16 protein-coding genes and 2 riboswitches are annotated in these 15838 nt (G+C 61.0%); of the genes, 5 read left to right on the top strand and 11 right to left on the bottom strand.

The window, feature by feature from the left end:
• Window positions 1-58: 58 nt before the first annotated feature.
• Window positions 59-135: riboswitch (cyclic di-GMP riboswitch) on the top strand.
• A gap of 145 nt (window positions 136-280) precedes the next feature.
• Window positions 281-357: riboswitch (cyclic di-GMP riboswitch) on the top strand.
• Between the two features lie 166 nt (window positions 358-523).
• Window positions 524-3001 (top strand): hypothetical protein, encoded by a 2478-nt coding sequence (locus tag KI810_RS10755; protein ID WP_214175547.1) that lies wholly within the window; start codon window positions 524-526, stop codon window positions 2999-3001.
• A 79-nt stretch (window positions 3002-3080) separates the two neighbouring features.
• Here KI810_RS10755 and nudC read toward each other — a convergent pair whose 3' ends face one another.
• Window positions 3081-3947, bottom strand: coding sequence for an NAD(+) diphosphatase (gene nudC / locus KI810_RS10760; RefSeq protein WP_214175548.1), 867 nt, complete (start codon window positions 3945-3947; stop codon window positions 3081-3083).
• Between the two features lie 436 nt (window positions 3948-4383).
• Here nudC and KI810_RS10765 point away from each other — a divergent pair, with 436 nt between their 5' ends.
• Genes KI810_RS10765 through KI810_RS10775 form a run of 3 tightly spaced genes read left to right on the top strand, consistent with a single transcriptional unit; the run spans window position 4384 to window position 6821 of the window.
• On the top strand, window positions 4384-5406 hold the full coding sequence (locus tag KI810_RS10765) for an agmatine deiminase family protein (protein WP_214175549.1): 1023 nt from the start codon (window positions 4384-4386) through the stop codon (window positions 5404-5406).
• Window positions 5403-6287: a carbon-nitrogen hydrolase gene (locus tag KI810_RS10770; RefSeq protein ID WP_343213494.1), complete on the top strand. Its 885-nt coding sequence runs from the start codon at window positions 5403-5405 to the stop codon at window positions 6285-6287. The genes KI810_RS10765 and KI810_RS10770 overlap by 4 nt, the downstream gene beginning before the upstream one ends.
• A 9-nt stretch (window positions 6288-6296) precedes the next feature.
• Window positions 6297-6821, top strand: a complete 525-nt coding sequence (locus tag KI810_RS10775) for a DUF2721 domain-containing protein (protein WP_214175550.1) — start codon at window positions 6297-6299, stop codon at window positions 6819-6821.
• A gap of 68 nt (window positions 6822-6889) precedes the next feature.
• Here KI810_RS10775 and KI810_RS10780 read toward each other — a convergent pair whose 3' ends face one another.
• Complete coding sequence (locus KI810_RS10780; protein WP_214175551.1) at window positions 6890-7096, bottom strand: SlyX family protein; 207 nt, start codon at window positions 7094-7096, stop codon at window positions 6890-6892.
• A gap of 10 nt (window positions 7097-7106) precedes the next feature.
• Entirely contained in the window at window positions 7107-8312 is a 1206-nt protein-coding gene (locus KI810_RS10785; RefSeq protein ID WP_214175552.1) for a class I SAM-dependent rRNA methyltransferase, read from the bottom strand.
• A gap of 244 nt (window positions 8313-8556) precedes the next feature.
• Here KI810_RS10785 and KI810_RS10790 point away from each other — a divergent pair, with 244 nt between their 5' ends.
• Window positions 8557-9207: a hypothetical protein gene (locus tag KI810_RS10790; RefSeq protein WP_214175553.1), complete on the top strand. Its 651-nt coding sequence runs from the start codon at window positions 8557-8559 to the stop codon at window positions 9205-9207.
• A gap of 13 nt (window positions 9208-9220) precedes the next feature.
• On the opposite strand, the gene KI810_RS10795 is transcribed toward KI810_RS10790, so the two are convergent.
• The 8 genes from KI810_RS10795 to KI810_RS10830 form a co-directional block, all read right to left on the bottom strand.
• Window positions 9221-9802, bottom strand: coding sequence for an LOG family protein (locus KI810_RS10795; protein WP_214175554.1), 582 nt, complete (start codon window positions 9800-9802; stop codon window positions 9221-9223).
• 177 nt (window positions 9803-9979) lie between these two features.
• On the bottom strand, window positions 9980-11029 hold the full coding sequence (locus tag KI810_RS10800) for a hypothetical protein (RefSeq protein WP_214175555.1): 1050 nt from the start codon (window positions 11027-11029) through the stop codon (window positions 9980-9982).
• Window positions 11030-11149: 120 nt separating this feature from the next.
• Window positions 11150-11401 carry a hypothetical protein gene (locus tag KI810_RS10805; RefSeq protein ID WP_214175556.1) on the bottom strand — a complete coding sequence of 84 codons (252 nt, stop codon included), beginning with the start codon at window positions 11399-11401 and terminating at the stop codon, window positions 11150-11152.
• 116 nt (window positions 11402-11517) lie between these two features.
• Window positions 11518-11709 (bottom strand): hypothetical protein, encoded by a 192-nt coding sequence (locus KI810_RS10810; protein ID WP_214175557.1) that lies wholly within the window; start codon window positions 11707-11709, stop codon window positions 11518-11520.
• A gap of 441 nt (window positions 11710-12150) precedes the next feature.
• A complete protein-coding gene (locus KI810_RS10815; protein ID WP_214175558.1) occupies window positions 12151-13533 on the bottom strand; it encodes a sigma-54-dependent transcriptional regulator in 1383 nt (460 codons plus the stop codon).
• 43 nt (window positions 13534-13576) lie between these two features.
• The gene (locus KI810_RS17600) at window positions 13577-14278 is read right to left on the bottom strand and encodes a zf-TFIIB domain-containing protein (protein WP_214175559.1); all 702 of its coding nucleotides are present in this window, start codon (window positions 14276-14278) and stop codon (window positions 13577-13579) included.
• Between the two features lie 13 nt (window positions 14279-14291).
• Window positions 14292-15395 (bottom strand): SPFH domain-containing protein, encoded by a 1104-nt coding sequence (locus KI810_RS10825; protein ID WP_214175560.1) that lies wholly within the window; start codon window positions 15393-15395, stop codon window positions 14292-14294.
• A gap of 101 nt (window positions 15396-15496) precedes the next feature.
• Window positions 15497-15838, bottom strand: coding sequence for an HVO_A0114 family putative DNA-binding protein (locus KI810_RS10830; RefSeq protein WP_214175561.1), 342 nt, complete (start codon window positions 15836-15838; stop codon window positions 15497-15499).

Below are 15838 nucleotides of genomic sequence, written 5' to 3' on the forward strand. Positions count from 1 at the left end.
GCCCGAATGGGGCATAAAGGGAACAACGCAGGAGTTACAACACAATAACAGTCGTGATACACGATAATACTCAACCATCCGCGAGGGTGGGGCGGAAAGCCTACAGGGTCTCACCGAGACAGCCGGGTTGCCGAAGATCGCACGAGATTCGGACCCGGCTTTTTTGTGTCCGCTCTCGAAAGGAGCGCATTATGGGAAAAACGGCAGTACGCGCCTGAAAAGGCGCAGGTTCATGCCGGTTTGCAGTCGTTGCAAACATTGGCATGATTGAGCAGGTGGTACACGATAATACTCAACCATCCGCGAGGGTGGGGCGGAAAGCCTACAGGGTCTCACGCAGACAGCCGGGTTGCCGAAATATCACGAGATATCGGCCCCGGTTTTTTTGTATGCGGAATCTCCGGGCCTCAACCAAGCACGTGGAGGAAACGTGAAGGAAATGAAGCAGTCATCACTTCCGCTCACCGGTGAAGAGCAGTACCAGGGAACGTTTTGTTCCGAGCAAACAACAAAAGGAGTAACCATGAAGAAAGTCAGTAAAACGTCGGTGCAGTTTCTTTTTGCAGTGGCGCTGGCAGCAACGGCTCCGGCCGTTTTCCAGCTGCCGGGAACGGACGCTTTGGCACAATCGTCGTATTTCACCAGCAGGGGCTGCGTAGACTGTCATGCAGCCCCGGTCACGGCAACCTGCAACGGATGCCATCATCACGGAAATTCCAACCTGAGCGCCTCTACCAACAAAACCTCCTATGCTCCCGGTGAGACCGTCACCGTAACCCTGAACGGCGGCAGCAGGACCGGCTGGATCGGTGCCCGCCTCTATAACCAGACCGGTGCCGAAATCGCCCGTCCCACCGGCAATCAGAGCGGCATGGGGAGTTCCACCACCTTCCCGGCTGTCCTCAGCGCCCCGGCCCCCGCGACGGCCGGTACCTATACCTGGAAGATGTCCTACTTCGGCAACCAGGACGGCACCGGAACCGGCGACGTTCACGCAGAAGCGGCTGTAAATGTCACGTTTACCGTGGTCTCAGCCGCTGACACCACCGCACCGGTGGTCAGCGCCTTCACTCTTCCCGCAACCGCCACCAGCCTCACCGTTCCGGTCAGCAGCTTCACCGCCACCGACAACGTGGCCGTCACCGGCTACCTGATCAACAAGGTCGCCACTGCTCCGCTGGCATCCGCCGCCGGCTGGACCGCTACCGCACCGGCCAGCGTCACTGCCGTGGCCGGCAGCAACACCTTCTACGCCTGGGCCAAGGATGCGGCGGGCAACGTGTCCCTCGCCAAGAGCGCCAGCGTTACCGTCACCCTCCCCGACACTACCGTACCGGTGGTCAGCGCCTTCACCCTGCCGGCTACAGCCACCAGCCTCACCGTGCCGGTCAGCTCCTTCACCGCCACCGACAACGTGGGCGTCACCGGCTACCTGATCACCACCAGCGCCACCGCTCCGGCGGCATCCGCAACCGGCTGGACCGCAACCGCCCCGGCGAGCGTCACTGCCGTGGCCGGCAGCAACACCTTCTACGCCTGGGCCAAGGATGCGGCGGGCAACGTGTCCCTCGCCAAAAGCGCCAGCGTCACCGTCACCCTCCCCGACACCACCTTACCGGTGGTCAGCGCCTTCACCCTTCCCGCCACCGCCACCAGCCTCACCGTGCCGGTCAGCAGCTTCACCGCCACCGATAACGTCGGTGTTACCGGCTACCTGATCAACAAGGTCGCCACTGCTCCGCTGGCATCAGCCGCCGGCTGGACTGCAACCGCACCGGCCAGCGTCGCCGCCGTCGAAGGTAACAACACCTTCTACGCCTGGGCCAAGGATGCAGCCGGCAACGTCTCCCTCGCCAAGAGCGCCAGCGTGACCGTCACGCTCCCCCCGGCAGCCGACACCACCGTACCCGTAGTGAGCGCCTTCACCCTGCCGGCAACTTCCACCACTCTGACTGTGCCGGTCAGCAGCTTCACCGCCACGGACAACGTTGGTGTCACCGGGTACCAGATCACCAAGAGTTCCACGGCCCCCACAAGCGGCTGGCTCACTTCTGCACCGGCCAGCGTCACCGCCGTCGAAGGGAACAATACCTTCTACGCCTGGGCCAGAGATGCAGCAGGCAACGTCTCCCTCGCCAAAAGCGCCAGCGTGACCGTAACACTCCCCCAGGCGGGTGACACCATCAAGCCGACCCTCACCGTCTCGGCCCTGGCAAACGGCACCCAGACCAACAAGGTAACGCTGAACATCAGCGGCAGCGCCAGCGATGCAGGTGGCCTCCAGTCCGTCACCGTCAACGGCCAGGCAGTCACCGTCAACGCTGACGGTTCCTTCAGCACCGCCCTTACTCTCGTTGCCGGTGCCAACACCGTGACGGTCATCGCCACCGACAAGGCCGGCAACCAGACGACCGATACCCGCACCATAACCTTTGACCCGACCGCACCAGTCCTGACCGTCTCCGCACCGGCCGACAACAGCACAACCAGCCAGTCGTTCATTACCCTGAACGGCACCATCAACGAGGCCTCGTCGGTCAGTGTCAGCGTCAATGACGGTGCACCGCAATCCGCCTCCATTTCCGGCACTACCTACAGCGCCACCGTCTACCTGGTAGCGGGCGTCAACACCATCACGGTCAATGCTACCGACCTGGCCGGTAACATCACTACCGTAAAGCGGACGGTAAGCTACACCGCTACCACCAGCAACCTCTCGCTCGCAGTCACCTACCCAACGCAGGACATCACCACCAGGAATTCGTCCCTGGTCCTCAGTGGCAAGGTTGCCGATGACGACGAGCACATAACCGTCAAAATCACCATGAACGGCAGGACCTATACTCCCCAGGTTGATGACGGAGCGTTCAAGCAGCGGCTCACCTTCTCCTCTCCCAAGCTGTATGCCATCACTGTCACCGCCACGGATGAGGCAGGCAACAGCAGCACGGTCGTTCGTAACGTGATCTACCGTCCTGGCAACAACCGTAGCGACGATTAATTAGCACTACACTGAAAACTGAAAAAGCCACCCGGCAACGGGTGGCTTTTTCAGTTCATCAACCAGGGAAACTGAGGCCTCAAGGGACGTTCTCCAGCCCATAGGTATCGATGATCCAGCGGGCTATGCTCCGCTTCCCCGGCAGCGACGCCGGAATGGTCTCCCGGCAGAACCAGCGGGCGTCTTCCAGTTCCTCCCGGTCCACCGCGATCTCCCCGCCGGCGTAGTCCGCCACGAAACCGGCCATGAGCTGGCTCGGAAACGGCCAGTTCTGGCTTCCGACGTACTGCAGGTTGGTCACCCGGATTCCGGTCTCCTCCAGCACCTCCCGGTGTACGCACTCCTCGAGGGATTCGCCGAAATCGAGGAAACCGGCCACCAGGCTGTAGCGCCCCGCCGGCCACGCGCTCTTTCTCCCCAGGAGGAACTCGCCGTTCTTCCGCACCAGTACGATGACACAGGGGTGGATGTGGGGGAAATGCTCGTGCCCGCAGCCGGTACAGCGCTTCCCCCAGCTGAGGGGGATCCTCTCCAGGGAACCGCCGCAGCGGGAGCAGAGTGCGCTGTGCCGATCCCAGGAAAGCACCTGGCTGGCCAGCCCCCCCAGGGTCAGCAGCCGGTCGTCGAGCCGCTCCTCCATGGCATTGAACGGTTCAGTCACCAGTCCCGCGGGCAGGTTCTTCTTCCGTGATAACGAAACCGCAAAGAGCGGCTTACCGTACCAGGTGCCGAAACATATCCCCTCCATCCCCTCCAGCCAGTCGGGACGATCTCCTTCAAAGAAACTGAACTCACCCTGTTCCTTCACCAGCACCAGGTCATTCCCCCGCACCACGACCCAGAGGGCCGGGCCTGCCGGCACTGGGTCACCGGGACGGAGCGGCCGGAACCCCTCCTGGATAATGGTACCGTTGAAGGGGAGATTGACCGCCTCCGGATACCGCATACCTGCCTCCTCACTGTATTTCACAAAGTGGGTAATGGGCGGTCCGTAACGCAAATGTGCCCGAGTGCCAGCCGATGTAGGCGAAATTGAGCTGAGCCGGTCAACGGCCGGCGCGAAATAAGCCGTACAACGGCGGTGCGCGAGGACTCTGAGCGCAACGGGGCGACCATTACTCACGGGTCGGAATTCTGTGATAGCATACCGGATTGAAAAATCGACGCAACCCTTTTGCTCCTGCTTGCCCTTGAATTCCCGCGGTAGCGATGATATGGTACGAAAGGTTATTTTACAAAAGGTACGCTGACTACTCGACATAGCCTCTTCCCCCACCCACCCCTCCACCGCTGAGGGAGGGCAAGGAGTTCTCCCCCCGGAGGGGGGAGGAAGGAGGGGGGGAATATTGGGTCGTCAGGTTTCGTCTTAACGAGGATGCCGTATGACACGACGATTTCCCGCCGAATGGGAAGAACAGGACGGGGTTCTGCTGGCATGGCCCCATGAGTCCACCGACTGGCGACTCCACCTGGACCTGGTGGAGCCGGTCTTCACGGAGATCGTCCGGTCGATCAGCCGCTTCGAGAGCGTGCTCCTTGTGACCCCCGACGAGGTGGAGACTGAACGACTCCTGGCCGATGCGGGGGTGGAGATGGCCAATGTCCGGCTCTTCCCCGTGGAAACCAACGATACCTGGGCGCGGGACTTCGGCCCCGTCACGGTTGAGGAGAACGGACAACCGCTCCTCCTCGACTTCGGCTTCAACGGCTGGGGGCTGAAATTCCCCGCCGACCTGGACAACCTGATCACCGGCCGACTCTGCAAGCTGGGGGCCTTCCGGGCCGAGCGCCAGATTGCCGGGCTGATCATGGAGGGGGGGAGCCTGGAGAGCGACGGCAGCGGCACCATCCTCACCACGGCCGAATGCCTTCTCTCCCCCAACCGCAACCCCCATCTCTCCCGGCAGGAGATCGAAGCGGCCTTGAAACAGGAACTGGGGGCGGAGAGGGTGCTCTGGCTGGAGAACGGCTACCTCGCCGGAGACGACACCGACTCCCACGTGGATACCCTGGCCCGGCTCTGCCCGGACGAGACCATCGTCTACCAGTCGTGCGACGACCCGGCCGACGAGCACTACGGGGCACTCGGCACCATGGCCGAAGAGCTGAAAACCTTCCGCACCAGGGATGGGAGCCCCTACCGCCTCCTCCCCCTCCCCTGGCCGGAGGCGCGCTTCGACGATGACGGCCAGCGGCTCCCCGCAACCTACGCCAACTACCTCGTCATCAACCGGGCGGTGCTCGTCCCGACCTACCGGGACAAGAACGACGGGGCGGCACTCGCGGTAGTCCGGTCCGCGTTCCCCGACCGGGAAGTGATCGGCATCGACTGTTCGCCCCTCATCCTGCAGCACGGCTCGCTTCACTGTGTCACCATGCAGCTTCCCAAAGGAGTCCTCACGTGAACAACCTGACTGTCGCCCTTGTCCAGCAGAGCTGTGGCGAGGACAAGGATCTCAACCTGGCCAAGAGCATCGAGAGCATCCGCCAGGCAAGCGCCCTGGGCGCCAAACTGGTGGTGCTCCAGGAACTCCACGCCGGCGTCTACTTTTGCCAGACCGAGGATACTACCCGTTTCGACATGGCGGAACCGATACCCGGACCCACCAGCGACAACCTGGGCGACGTGGCGAAGGAATTCGGGGTGGTCCTCGTCTCTTCCCTCTTCGAGCGGCGCGCGCCAGGGCTCTACCACAACACCGCCGTGGTCTTCGAGAAGGATGGCACCATCGCCGGCACCTACCGCAAGATGCACATCCCCGACGACCCCGGTTTCTACGAGAAGTTCTACTTCACCCCCGGCGATCTCGGGTTCACCCCCATCGACACCTCCGTCGGCCGGCTCGGCGTCCTGGTCTGCTGGGACCAGTGGTACCCGGAGGGGGCACGGCTCATGGCCATGGCCGGCGCCGAACTGCTCATCTACCCCACCGCCATCGGCTGGGACCCCACCGACCCGGACGAAGAGAAAGTCCGCCAGAAGGAGGCGTGGATCACTATCCAGCGGGCCCACGCCGTGGCCAACGGAATACCGGTGGTGAGTGTCAACCGGGTCGGTTTCGAACCGGACCCGGCAGGGGCAGGGCACGGCATCACCTTCTGGGGGAGCAGCTTCGTGGCGGGATGCCAGGGGGAATTCCTGGCCCAGGCGGCAAACGACCGGGAAGAACTGCTGGTGGTGGAGATCGACAAGGGGCGGAGCGAGTCGGTGCGTCGCATCTGGCCGTTCCTGCGCGACCGCCGCATCGATGCCTACGGGGATCTGCTGAAGCGGTACCGAGACTAGGAGTCTGTCATGGCAATGGTCGAAAGAGAACTGCTGGATGCACTCTCCAGCGCCCGCATCCTCACCTCCATGATCACCCCGGCGGTGCTCATCTCCGCCTGCGGCACCCTGATCTTCTCCACGTCTGCCCGCCTGGGGAGAATATTCGACCGGGTCAACGCGCTGAAGGGGGAACTGGAAGAGGTGCTGACGGATCGGCTCTCCTACCCCGGGGAGCGCATCGCCTTCCTCAGGGATCAGTTCCAGCTGCAGCGGATCCGCGCCGGCCTCATTCAGAAGGCGATGGCCGCCCTCTATACCGCCACCGCCCTGTTCGTGGCGGCAAGCCTCGCCATCGCCTTCAACGTGGCTTACGGCACAGCCGATACCGCCTGGATTCCCACGGCCATCGCCCTCCTGGGAGGTGTATTCCTCTTCGTCGCAAGCGCCATCCTGCTCTACGAAAGCCGCTTCAACCTGAGATTCGTCAGCCGACACCTGGACTTCATCCAGTTCCTGCAGGATCAGCACGAGCAAAAAGGCGATGGGCACTAGGCAATGGGCAAGGGGAACAGCCCCCCCTATCGCCTATCGCCTATCGCCTATCGCCTATCGCCCGCCTCTCAATAATGCGGCGGCGGTTCCTCGTCAGCCGGCTCTCGCACGGTGGAAGGCGCCATGCACTGGAGCTGCTGCTTGAGCAGTTCAACCTCCGCCGCCAGCCGGTCCAGTTGCTGTTGCTGCAGGTACACCACCTCGTTCAGCTGCTGGATGGTATCCTCCTGGTGCATCAGGTGGATTTCCAGATCGGTGATCCTCTGTTCCGTCATTCCCTCCTCCTCAACTCCTAACACTGATAACGTACTTGAGATAGCGCCCCTCGGGAAATGTCACCGGGTAGGGGAAATCACCCGACTGGCCGTTGCAGGCAATGACCCGCAGCTCAGCCCCCCCCTTGAGGGCGCCGCGCCGCAACTCCTTGAGGTAGTCGGGCACCTCCACCTTCTGATGGTTGGAGGAGGTGATGAGCAGACCGCCGGACGGCAGAAGCGGCAGGGCAGCAGCCACCAGGTCCGACGTCCCGCCACGGGTGGTGAAACGGCTTTTGGCGGTGGTGGAAAAAGAAGGAGGGTCCATCAGGACGATGTCGTAGGTTTTCCCCGCCGCGGCAAGCTCCTGGAGCACCTGAAAGCAGTCGCCGACGATGAACTCGTGGCGTTTCGGATTGAGCCGGTTGGCACCGAAATTCTCCCGTCCCCACGCCGTATAGCCGGGAGAGGCGTCCACGCTCGTCACCAGGGTCGCTCCGGCGGCGGCCGCAGCCACGGAAAAGGCGGCGGTATAGGCGAACAGGTTGAGCACCCGTTTCCCCTTGACCCGCCCCATCAGATCGCGCCGGTTCTCGCGCTGGTCGAGGAACAGGCCGGTATTGAGCCCCTGCTCAAGGGTCACCAGAAAGGTCAGGCCGTTCTCCTGCACCGCAAGGCGAGGGGAAGCCGGCTGACCGGCGAGGAGCCGGCCGTACGACTTGGAATCGCTCACCGCTTCCAGCTCCCGGGTGTTCCGTGGACGGGTCTTTTCATAGACACCGGCGGGGGAGAATATCTGCTGGAGCCCCTGCACGATCAGCGGCAGGTGGGGGCGCCACCCTTCGCAGTAAATCTGCACCATCAGGTAGTCGCCATACCGGTCCACCGTCAGTCCGGGAAGTCCGTCCCCCTCGCCGTTGACCAGCCGGTACGCGGTACTGCCGGTGAGGTCCAGGTGGTTCCGGCGCAACCGCAACGCCTGTTCGAGGCGGCGGTTCAGCCACCCCCTGTCCAGCTCCATGGGTCCGAACTCCAGCACACGGGCCACCACCCGCTCACCCGGGTCGAGGAGCGCCGTGGCCAGCAGGCGGCCCCTGTCGTCCACCAGTTCCGCCAGGGCACCGGCTCTCCCCTTCGGCCACTTTTTCGTCCAGGCATCGGCAATGAGCCATGGATGGCCCAGTTCCAGCATCCGCACCGACTCCGGTCCGACGGTGCACCGTATCCGTTCTGTCATGAATCCCTCCTGCAGTTCCTGCCACGACAGCAATTCTATCCGAAAGCCAGCGTTCGGCCAAGGCAAAACATCCCGCGAGTGGTTCCCATCCCGGCATAATCGTGCTATTAACAGTTGAGCCTCTTGCTAAAGTCTTGAAAGACGATCCCCCTCCCGAACCCTCCCCTACCAGGGGGGAGGGAACCTTTTTAGACTTTTTGCAAAAACCTCAATTGACACATCAGATTACAGACAGGAGCAGTCCATGGAAGCCACCCACCAATCCGGCGCAGAGCGCCACATAGAAAAGATCATGGAAGAACTCGACCCCGCGTCGGAGCGCTACCAGGTGCTCGACACGGCCAAACGATTCAAGTCCTCGTGGGTGGAACTGGGGGACAAGCTGCTGAAGGTGAGCAGCAGCACCAGGTACCGGGAATGGGGCTACCAGAGCTTCGAGGAGTATTGCGTGCAGGAGATACGGATCAGGAAACAGACCGCCGAAAAGCTGACCCTGGCCTACCGTTTCATGGAGCGGCATGAGCCGGCACTCCTGGAACGCCGGGAGGACCCACGGCCGCTCCCCGATTTCCGGACTGTCGATCTCCTGCGCCAGGCACGGGAGGAGAAGGGATTTTCCGACGAGGAGTATGCCACGCTGAGAAAAAGCGCGGTGGAAGAAGAGCGGAGTCACCCGACGGTTCTGAAGCGCTTCAAGGAGGTGACGGCTACCCGAGGAGACGTCCCGCCGGACCCGACGACACCCCTCAAGGCGAGTCTGGCAGCTGCCCGCCGCCTCGACACCATGTTGCACGAGGTAGCCGGCCTGCCAAGGGAATACGGGAACCAGCTCGCCGGGCTCATCGGCTATCTGGAGGGCGAACTGGAAAAGGTCGCTTCATCCTCCCCGGAGTGAACGCCAGCTCCTCTCAGATGCTCCTGACGTCCAGCACCCTTTCCACCTCCGGTGCGACGAACCCGGCGAACCTGCCCAGCAGTTCCATCGGGGTCGCTGCCACAAGCAAGCCAGCACGGTGACGCTCACGAATAAACTGCTCCGCCTGGGCGTGGTCGAGAAATGCAATGAGGCGGTCGTAATAGCCGCCGACGTTGAGCAGCCCGCACGGCTTGGCATGCATGCCGAGCTGCCCCCAGGTGAGGACCTCGAAGAACTCCTCAAGGGTGCCGAGTCCGCCGGGAAGGGCGATGAATCCATCGGACAGATCGGCCATGAGCGCCTTGCGCTCATGCATGGAACCGACACGATGAAGGGTGGTCAGGCCCGGATGGGGGGTCTCCTTGCCCTCCAGCACCCTCGGTAACACGCCGATGGCCTCTCCCCCCTCCGCGAGGACGGCGTCCGCAACAGTCCCCATCAATCCGCCGCTTGCCCCGCCGTAGACCAGTCCCACCCCCATGGCAGCCAGAAGGCACCCCAATTCCCGGGCTACACGGGCATATTCGGGAGAAGATCCCCGGCTGGAGCCGCAAAAGACGCATATTCGTCGCATGGAAAGACTCCTGGCAAGAAATCGCTCATTTACGTACGTCAAGTGTAGGGCGGGGTCGGCAAAAATCAAGGCGAGAAACACATCTGCTGCATGGAGAGTACAAAAAAAGGGGAACGGTAACCCGCTCCCCTTTATCCAACGGCGTTGTCTGCCGTGACTATCTCTATGCAAGTACCATCAGTGCTTCTCGATCGCCGTAGACTTGGACGGACCGTTCATCCGTATCGCCGCGGCAAATTCCATCCAGAAAATCAGGTAGATGGAGACCATGAGCGACAGGCCGATGTTCTGATTCTCGGGCCCGAGGGCCTTGGCCAGGATCGGAGAGGCAAAACCCGCACCCAGGGTGCCGGTGGCGCGCTCCAGTAGATAGAAGACCGGCAGGGTGAGAAGGGTGCCGACCACCATGATGGCAATGCCACGCCCCCGCTTCACCCAGTATTTGGGGGAGAAACCGAACATCCGCATGAAGATGACGACCCAGATTATCCAGACCGAGTAATCGACGGCTGCATCGGGAAGGGCCAGTTTGCTCTTCACGAGCACCAGTTCGAGTACGGTCACGACGCCGAGCAGGGTGAACATCCAGGAAAACTTTTCGTTGGCCTGGGTCTGCCATTTGCGGCTGTCCGGTGCGGCGCTCTCCTGTGCCGAATGGGAATGGGTGCCCAGCGCCGAGAAGAGAATGGCGAACCAGATGCCGGCGTTATGGAAGAGGAGTGAAGCGTGATTGCCGGCCACGTTGGCGATGCGGGCCATTGGTTCGCGGGCGAAGTCGGCGGCAATCCGCATCAGGAAGAGGTTGACGATGATGGAGCAGGTAGCGATGACCGTTACGGTGAAAATACGCCGGGGAAGCAGATAGGGATCGACCCGGTCGGGGAAGCCAAGGATGAAAGCGAACCAGATCAGGTACATGATGAGCGGAATGCCGAAACAGATGCCGTACACGGAGTCGCCGGCAAAATCGCCCGCCTGGGCATAGATGGTATATTTTTCCTTGCTGTCAGGATCCATGTTAGCAGCCTTCACCACATCCTTGGGCATCTTCTTGACGTGGGGAAGGATTCCCATGGCATACCAGCCGTGATCCCCCTGGGTAGTGTCCACAACCCAGTACTGATCACCCATCATCTCGTCCAGCCCCTGGAATATCCGCATGGAGAAGGTGGCACAGAGCGTCACCACCACAAGCAGCAGGATCGCGTTGGAAATTTTCATCGGCATAGGAGTACCCTCCTTGTTAATCTAGGTAAAGGTAAAGGTAAAGGTAAAGGTAAAGGCAGAGGATTTAGTATTTCTTTACCTTTACCTGTGAGCGCAGTGAACGCATACCTTTTCCTGTTTTCAGTTTTTATGCGTGGTCCAGAACATCGACACCGCATTCGCCGCAAACAGCCCGTAGAGCCACATGGTGTTCCAGGCAGGTCCCGACCAGTGACTGCCGCGGCCGCCACCGACCACGCCTGAAGCCACGATAATGCCGATCATTGCGGTGAACGCCACCATCGCCACGGCCCGCAGAATGGCACTGTTACGCCAGGTGTGCCGTTCCAGCTCCTCTATCCGTTCAAGAAGTTCAAGCTCTTTTTCGCTCATCTCTCTTCTCCTTTGCGATGGTAATAAGTACGAAAGCCGTCGCTGCCGTCAAGGCGAACGTAACGAGAACCACGTTGAAATGCAGACAAAGGTTGTACATCATAAAAAGCCTCCCGTTAACACTTGATCAGATCCAAAGCCTCGGAGGGGAACCGGTCGGCCAGTTCCTGGTATTTGAGACACTCCTTGTGGCGGCAACTGCAGTACCTGATAATCATGTTCACATCATAAGGCGATATATAGCCACATCCGACATCGCAGTAATCATCGCTCTTGCCATAGAAGGGGCACACTATCGCTGCCTTCATATCTACCTCATGGCTGTCGTCCAGCCTGCTGAAAGTTCGGGTTTGGCCGGAACCGCCTCCCAACGGTTCCGGCTGCCCCCATTTACGAAGGAGTAACTGTCTATGGTAAGAGCAACCTGCATACCAACATGTGCCAGCAGTAGACATAAATTTTATTATTGAATGATTTAAGCGAGTTGCGGGTTGGGTACTCTTTTGTGGGGGGGAACGCATGGCACGGCTGTTTTTGCAGGGATGCAAAACAAACGCTGCCGTGCAGCCTTCAGCACATCCCGGCAGGATGACGACCCCGGGAAATTACCGGAGTACACCAATAATTACCGGCAGTTAGAACAAAAGAGACCTAGCGGGGTGAGGAGATTTGCAGCACTGCAAAGGGAACGATGGACGATTTGCAGATGTGCGAATAAAGGGAGAGGCGGCGTCACGTCCGGCGCCGCGCTAGGAGTAGTCTTCTTTCCGGATGGCGTATTTCTTTATCTTGCGGTAGATGGTTGCCATGTTCGTCCCCGCATCACGGGCCGCCGCCTCGATATTCCCCTGGTGCTTCCGGAGGAGCCCCTTCAGGTAGTCGGTTTCGAATCTGGCCAGGGCGAGGACATAGTCCCCTTCTTCCCCACCCGATTCACCGAGGGTCTCCGCAGCGGGGAGGTCGATGAACTGGGCGATGACCGGCTGGCTGAGGTACTCGCCGCTTTCCAGCGCCATGGATGCCTCGACGACGTTTCTCAGCTGGCGGATGTTGCCGGGCCAGTCGAACTGGATGAACGCATCCAGGGCGTCCGGGGCAAGACCGCGGACCCGGGTGCCGAACTTCTTGTTCTGCAGGGTTATGAAATGGGCCGCCAGGAGCGGTATGTCCGCCCGCCGCTCCCGCAGCGGCGGAAGATGGATATTGACCACGTTGAGCCGGTAGTAGAGGTCCTCCCGGAAGGCGCCGCTTTTCACCGCGTTCTTCAACTCCGAGTTGGTGGCCGAAAGAATACGCACGTCCACCCGGGTGGGGGTGGTGTCGCCAAGGCGGTGGAACTCCTGCTCCTGGAGAAAGCGGAGCAGGGTCTTCTGCACGTTCATGGGGAGGTTCCCCACCTCGTCAAGGAAGAGGGTCCCGCCGTCGGCTGCCTCCAGAAGCCCCTGGCGGTTCTCCTTGGCGCCGGTGAAAGCCCCCTTCTTGTAGCCGAACAACTCCGACTCCAGGAGCGATTCAGGGAGCGCCCCGCAGTTGATGGCGATAAACTTCTTCTCCTTCCGGAGCGAGTTGTAGTGGATCGCCTGGGCGATGAGCTCCTTGCCGGTCCCCGATTCGCCGGTGATGAGCACCGACGTGTCGCGGATGGCGATCTTCTCCACCTTGGTCAGGATCTCCTTGAGCCCCTCCGAAGCGCCGATGATATTGTCGAACCGGAACTTCCCCACCAGCTCCTCCCGTAACTCCCGGTTCTCCTCCAGGAGCTGGGTATGCTTGAGGGCGTTCTTGATCCGGTAGAGAAGCTCCTCCGGCTCGAACGGCTTGGTGAGCATGTCGTACGCCCCCCGGCGCAAAGCCTGGATCGACATCTCCACCGTGGCATAGGCGGTGATCATGATGACCGGAATACCCGGATCCTTCTGCTTCAGCTTCTGCAGCACCTCCAGGCCGTCCATCCCCGGCATCTTGATGTCGGAGACCACCAGATCCCAGTCGCCGGGGCGAAACGCCTCAGCCGCCTCGAAGGAGCGGGTGAAGGCCTTGACCGCGTAGCCGTTATCCAGAAGCACCGCCTCCATCATCCGGCAGAGGGCCTCTTCGTTGTCGATGAGCATGATGCGTTTCTTGTCGGTCACCTGTATGAACCTCGTGAAAAGTAAAAAGTGAACAGTAAAAAGATTATCTGGTAAAGAAAGCGATCGCTTTCCTGATGAGATGGAAGAGTTCGGGATCTCCCGCTCTCAGGATGCTGCCGTAGTCGTCGAAGATGGGATTCTCCGGATAATTCCCCTCCGGGATCCGCGCGATCCTGTTGCGCTCCTCGCGCTCCCGTTCCGCTTCGGCCTTCTTCCGCTCCTCCTGCCGCTCCTGATCCAGCAGCTTCCCCCCTGCCTTCATCCATTCGAACAGGTGCCGCAGCTCGCCGCCGTCGAGCCAGACCCCGTGCTCCTTGCAGCGGTCAACGATGACGCCGCTCTTCGTTCCGAAGTTGATGCGGTTCATGATCTTGGCGCAGACCGGGCACTTGACGTAGGAGACACCGTAGTCGTTGGACCTCCTGGCGGTGCTGATGGTGTCAAGCCGGCTCCGGTCGACGGCGAACACGTTGGTCACCGTCGCCTCCAGGAGCGCCTCCAGCTCCCCCGGGTCGAAAAAGAGCCCGAGACATTCATCGCACCGCTCGATCAGGAACCTGCCGTCCAGCTTCAGGTCGATGGTCGTCAGGCCGACGTTGCACCGGGGACAGGTACGGCCGGTAGCGACCTCGTGGGTCGTATAGTAATGGACCCCCTTGAGGTCGATGTCGTTCCGGCTGCCGCAGTAGTCGCAGCGGATCGAGTCGGGAGGGAGGGGTGCCGAACAGTTGGTACAGTTTGCCACGTCGCCTCCCCTCTTATTTCGGCAACGGGGGGGGTGTCGTCCGGAACAGGGAGGCGAAATCGCCGAACTGGCCCGCCGCCTGCCACTCCGCCATCCCCTCCTTCCACAGGAGGGTTTCCCTCGTGATGGCCCCCTTGGTTATATAGCCGATGATCGTGGTCCTGTCGAAGGGTCCAGCCTGCTTGCCGTTCTTTCCCACGTAGTACCGCTCCTCCCCCGGAAGGGGGGGGGGCTGCGGAGCAGCCGATGCTGGTTCCTGGGGGGTGGCCAGCGCCTTTCCCAGCTGGTTCGCCATGGCGAACCCCATCCCCATCCCCACGCCGGCCGAGGCGTCTCCGCCGGGGTTCTTCGCCGCGGCCTCCATGGCGTTGGCGCTCTGGAACTTCACGTAGTTGTCCAGGTTACCCACTATCCCCATGCTGCTCTTCTTGTCCAGAGCTTCTTCCACCTCCCGGGGGAGGGATATGTTCTCCACCAGCAGCTTGGTGACCTCCAGGCCGTACTCAAGAAACTCGGGGGCTATTTTCCGGGCAAGTGAGGTGGAAAGCTCATCATAGCTGGCTGACAGGTCGAGCAGTGGAATCCTGCTCTCCCCGAGCATATCCGAGAAGCGGGTGACCACCAGGTTGCGCAGCTGATCGGCAACGTCGTTCAAGGTGAAATGCCCCCCCGTGCCGACGATCTCCCGGATGAACTTCGCCGGGTCGTTCACCCGCACCACGTAGGTCCCATAGGACCTGAGCCGCACCGGACCGAATTCCGGGTCGCGCAGCATGACCGGATTGCTCGTCCCCCACTTGAGGTTCGTGAAGTTCCGGGTGTTGACGAAATAGACCTCGGCCTTAAACGGGCTCTGGAAGCCGTATTTCCACCCCATGAGGGTGGCGAGGATTGGGAGGTTCTTCGTGGTCAGCCGGTGCTGCCCGGGAGGAAACACATCGGCGATCTCCCCCTGGTTCACGAAGACGGCGGCCTGTGACTGGCGCACCACCAGCTGCGCCCCTTGCTTGATCTCGTTCTCGAACCGGGGGAACCTCCAGACCATGGTGTCGCTTGAATCGTCGGTCCATTCGATGATGTCGAGCAGTTCCGCTTTGGCTTTTTCCCATAGGGTCATGATTTCGCTCCTGAGAAGAGTATTCATGCTCCACACAATTCAACTATACGTCCACGTCCGGATGATTTTGACCGTCATCCAACACCTGGCACTGCCGACACTCATGCGGCTTTCAGCATGAAATCCACATGCACGACGTCAAAGGGGAAGACGATCAGCCCTTTGTCGGTTTTCTGAAGAATTCCGGCTTTAAGGAGCGCCTGGACATCGCCATGCACCCCCTTCACATCCCGCCGCACGCGGCGGGCCGCCTCGCGAATCGTCATGGGTCCGGCACCGGTCATGGTCTTGAGGAGGTCCCAGCGTTTGCCGGAAATCACCTTGAAGAGAAGTTCGGGCGATTCGAAGCTGATGAATGTCCCTTGTGGTTCATCCTCAAACGCCCGCAGGAACCTTCGGTTGATTTTTTCGCGGGTAGAAACTTCCAAAGTTACGGTACGCAT

The sequence above is a fragment of the Geomobilimonas luticola genome, from assembly GCF_018476905.1.
Lineage (GTDB): Bacteria > Desulfobacterota > Desulfuromonadia > Geobacterales > Geobacteraceae > Geomobilimonas > Geomobilimonas luticola.